A 4211-nucleotide genomic window follows, 5' to 3' on the forward strand; every position below is an offset into this window, starting at 1 on the left:
AGAAGACCAATATGTACCGGTGTCAACGACGGCAAGTCCGGTAACACATACCGCTGAAACTGAAGTGAAGAGCGCAGTGAGGAAGGGTGCTGACCCAGGCGCGAGTCGAGCAAAGGGCATCATCAGAAGTAAAGTTCCAATGATGATCGTCGTGAGAAAAGCGAGCGCGACTATGCGTGCTGGGTGAAGTAGCCTTTGTCGTATCATCGTTTTTTCTTGGTGAGACGGCGTCGCGCACAAATTCGCTGCAAAAGATTCGTGGCAATATCGTTATGCTGCATCGTCAGGAACCCGCTGGGCCACCAAGTCCTGCCGTCGATAGCGAGGCAGATACGCTTGCTTAACATGGTGATCGTTTAGTCCTCTGATCAAAACATCCAGGGTCTCATCACTAGAGGTTAAGCGGTAAAGAAAGAAGCTGCTCTTCCGTAGTGCAACGCCACAATACATGCAGAAACTGGCGCCTGCGTGAACTTGACGGGCACAGTTAAACCGGTTGATAAATCCGCGAATAATTTTAGCCATCACTGTCGCTTTCCCGAAAATCGGGAGCAAGGGTCGGCGCCGACAGTCTGAGGTATTGATACAGGGTCTCGCGGCTGATTCCGAACTCACGGGCGAGCGTTGATTTTTGTTCGCCGGAGCCAGCGCGGCGGCGCAGCTCGATAACTTGGTCGTCAGCTAACGCTTTTTTGCGGCCACGATATGCGCCGCGTTGCTTGGCCAGCGCGATCCCCTCTCTCTGCCGCTCTCGGATCAGCGCCCGCTCGAATTCTGCAAATGCTCCCATTACCGACAGCAGTAGATTTGCCATCGGCGAATCGTCACCAGTGAAGCTCAGTGATTCTTTAACAAACTCAATACGAATGCCACGCTTGGTCAGCGCTTGCACTAGTCGCCTCAGGTCGTCAAGGTTGCGCGCCAGGCGGTCCATGCTGTGCACTACGACGGTATCGCCTTCGCGGGCGAATGATAACAGTGCATCCAGCGCTGGCCGCTGTGTGTCTTTGCCAGATGCCTTGTCAGTGAACAGTTTATCCACCTCGACCTGATCGAGCTGACGCTCTGGATTCTGGTCGAAACTGCTGACCCGGACATAACCGATGCGCTGACCTCGCAAAACGTGTCTCCTTAACAAGATGTGTCAGGAAAGACTCTATGACTGTTCAGTGCATGTGTCAAGATATTTCGTTACGGACCCTATTCTGACTTGTAGAGCCAACGCAACCTGACATCAGGTTAGGGTATAGCTCAATCTGACATTTGGAGCGATATCAATCGCAGCGATGTGCTTAGCGCCCGATTTCCCCCCTTTTCCCTATTTACCCCAACGGATAAAAAATGGGTTTCCCCAGTGATGGAGAAACCCAAAAAGCCCATGAAGGCACTGCTGAAACTTTTCTGCAGACGGACAGCGCTGCCCGGTCCAAGTAACGGCCGCCGCGAACTCGCTCCTAAAGAAGAAAGAGCGCAAGCATGGCGACCACTGTCGGAGCCAAAGCGCCCAGCAGCAGGCCACCCACACCAATCGACTCATCGTTAAAACCGTCGCGCAACAGGGATACGCCGGCAGGATTTGGCGCATTGGCGATTACCGTAAGCCCACCACCGGCGACGGCACCGGCGACCAGCATATACTTGGCCTGATCGCTCATGCCAGAAATGAGCGATCCCAAATAGGTGAGCGCGGCATTGTCGGTAATGGCAGTAAGTGCGGTAGCACCAAAGAACAGGGCCGTCGGCGCAAGGCTCGATACGATCGGTTGCAGCCACCACTGTTGCATGCCGCCCAGGACTACAAGGCCAGCAAGGAAGAATCCAACCAGCAAACCCTCTTTCAGAATCAAGGGATTCTGGTATTGCTCGTAGGCCTTGGTAAAGCCGATAAAGAACATGAACAGTCCCATAAAAATAACGGGATGATGGGCGAAGCCGACGACGGCCCCGAGAAAGGCGAGATGTATGGCACTCACTAGAAAAGGAATTCGGTCGGGGGTCCGCGCACCGGGCTTGTCGTCCCGGATGTGCCGCCGAAGCATGAAGGTCACTACCGTCGCGTTGATCACGACCGCAATGGCCGACTTCCATCCGAAATTGGTCGCCATGAAGGCGCTGTCCCAGTTCCAGGTCGACGCGACCATGAGCACGGGAGGGGCAGCAAACGAGGTGAGGGTGCCGCCGATCGAGACGTTAACGAACAACACGCCCAAGGCCCCATATTTTAGCCACTCTGGCATGCCCTGGTCCTGGCGGAAAATCAGTGGTCCCAGCATTAACGCAGCCAGTGTCATTGCAGCAGGTTCGGTGATGAAGGAGCCGATGAGCGGTACTAGCGCCAGGCAAAGCCAAACGCGAACGACTGCGGTTCGTAGCGGAACCAGTCGCGCCAGCAGCGATATGAGGGCTCTGATCGTCTCTAGCACTGGCTTGGACGCGGCAACGACCATGATAACGAACACGAACAGCGGTTCGGTGTAGGTGCGCGATTCGGCGTACTTGATTGCCTCGGAACCGCCGACGACGAATGCCATAGCAATGATCAGAACGAGTGCCCACAGACCGAAAACGACTTCTACTTCACCAAAAAAATGAAACAGTCCGGCATGTCGCGGGAAACGGTCGGCCAGACGTTCAAACGTCTTGGTTGCAAAGGTGTGTGCGAGCGCCAGTCCAAACAGCACCGCAGCGATTAGATTGATATCTGCCATTTTGCTTTCATATCTGAACGATTAACTGATGAAGAGTGGTTACCGGACAGGGGTAACTGGTCGCTGCGCAGAGGTTTGGTCACCGTCTCGGCGACAGTACACATGGGTGTGGTATTGGTAGCCCGGCAGACTGCATGCGCTGGCGCGACAAGGCTTTGGCCATCTTCGAAGGGGAACAAGCAATCGGGCGCAGTAGCGATGAGCAGATCGGTATTCGATGTTTTCATAGGGGCGTGAGCAGACAGCGTGGCGGCCCGACCGACGCTGTTCCTGCTCCACACGGCAGTGTGTGCACCCGGCGCCATTATATACGATTCCATTTGTCCCTCCGATCTGACGCAAACCTCCGACAAAGGGTGATCTGCAACCTCCATTGGAGTGTTGTAAGCTGCCCGCATGTTGCAAGTCCGCTCCCCTGACATCGAGCCTAACCAGCGACAGATAAGAATTTTTTACACACAAGTCGCGGAGATTTAGCAATTCAACATTGGCCCAGACGGGCGTGGATCGGACCTATGCCAGTCAGCTTTCTTTCGAACGACCAGCGCGAAAACTACGGTCGCTACGCCGGCCCGCCGTCGCCTCATGATCTCGCCCGGTACTTTCACTTGAACGACACCGACCACGCTTTGATTGCACAAAAGCGCGGTGCGCACAATCGGTTTGGTTTTGCCGTTCAGCTCGGCACGGTGCGCTACCTGGGCACGTTTCTGGAAAATCCCCTTGACGTGCCCCAGCCTGTGCTGTGGGCGCTGGCAAAGCAATTAGGCATCGAGGCGCCGGACAAGGCAAGCGCCTATAGTGCCGGCGAGCAGCGCTGGCAGCACGCAACGGAAATTCGCGCGTCCTATGGTTACGTCGAGTTCACAGAACCCCTGATCGCCTTCCGTCTTACGCGGTGGCTCTATGCCTTGTGCTGGACCGGCACCGACCGGCCGAGTGTACTTTTCGAACGCGCCACAACATGGCTCGTGACGCACAAGGTATTGCTGCCTGGCTGCACGACGCTCGAACGGTACGTTGCGCGCCTACGCAGTCGGGTCGAGGAGCGATTATGGCGCTCGCTTGGAAGTGGGGTCAGCCTCGACCAGCAAACGCGCCTGGAAGGCCTCCTGGTATCTTCTGGCGGCAGCCGCAATTCCCCGCTTGACCGCCTGCGCACCGGGCCGGTGGTGGCCAGCAGCCGATCAATGAGCTTGGCGCTGATGCGGCTCCAAGCCGTTCGAGAGCTTGGCATCCGGTTGCCGGCTGCCACGCGTATCCCAGCCACGCGGGTCGCGGCCCTTGCCCGGTTTGCCGGCGCCGCCAAGGCCAGCGCGATCCTGCGCCTACCGGTGCTGCGTCGTCTGGCCACCCTGGTAGCGTTTGTGCACTGCCTCGAAGCATCGGCACAGGATGACGCCTTGGAAGTGCTCGAAGTCATCCTGCGGGAGCTTTTCGGTGACGCCGTGAAGGCGGACAAGAAATCCCGCCTTCGCTCGCTCAAGGACTTGGACGAGGCGG

Annotated in this window: 4 protein-coding genes; 2 read left to right on the forward strand and 2 right to left on the reverse strand. The window is 56.7% G+C overall.

Features of this window, described 5'->3' with window-relative positions:
- Positions 1-187: hypothetical protein (locus F2P46_RS37215; protein WP_208296917.1), on the forward strand; the 187-nt coding region annotated here is incomplete at its 5' end.
- A 330-nt stretch (positions 188-517) separates the two neighbouring features.
- Here F2P46_RS37215 and F2P46_RS35465 read toward each other — a convergent pair.
- Both F2P46_RS35465 and F2P46_RS35470 read right to left on the reverse strand, forming a co-directional pair.
- Complete coding sequence (locus tag F2P46_RS35465; RefSeq protein WP_166899179.1) at positions 518-1120, reverse strand: recombinase family protein; 603 nt, start codon at positions 1118-1120, stop codon at positions 518-520.
- Between the two features lie 334 nt (positions 1121-1454).
- Positions 1455-2708, reverse strand: a complete 1254-nt coding sequence (locus F2P46_RS35470; protein WP_166899181.1) for a putative Na+/H+ antiporter — start codon at positions 2706-2708, stop codon at positions 1455-1457.
- A 515-nt stretch (positions 2709-3223) separates the two neighbouring features.
- Between F2P46_RS35470 and F2P46_RS35475 the strand changes: the two genes are divergently transcribed.
- The coding region (locus F2P46_RS35475) for a DUF4158 domain-containing protein (RefSeq protein WP_166899183.1) at positions 3224-4211 on the forward strand (988 nt) is incomplete at its 3' end.

Source organism: Massilia sp. CCM 8734 (assembly GCF_011682155.1).
Classification (GTDB): Bacteria; Pseudomonadota; Gammaproteobacteria; order Burkholderiales; family Burkholderiaceae_D; genus Telluria_A; species Telluria_A rubra.

Bases quoted from the DNA above. Each gene is read 5' to 3' on its own strand.
- F2P46_RS35470 (WP_166899181.1), bottom strand. From the start codon at position 2,708: ATGGCAGATATCAATCTAATCGCTGCGGTGCTGTTTGGACTGGCGCTC.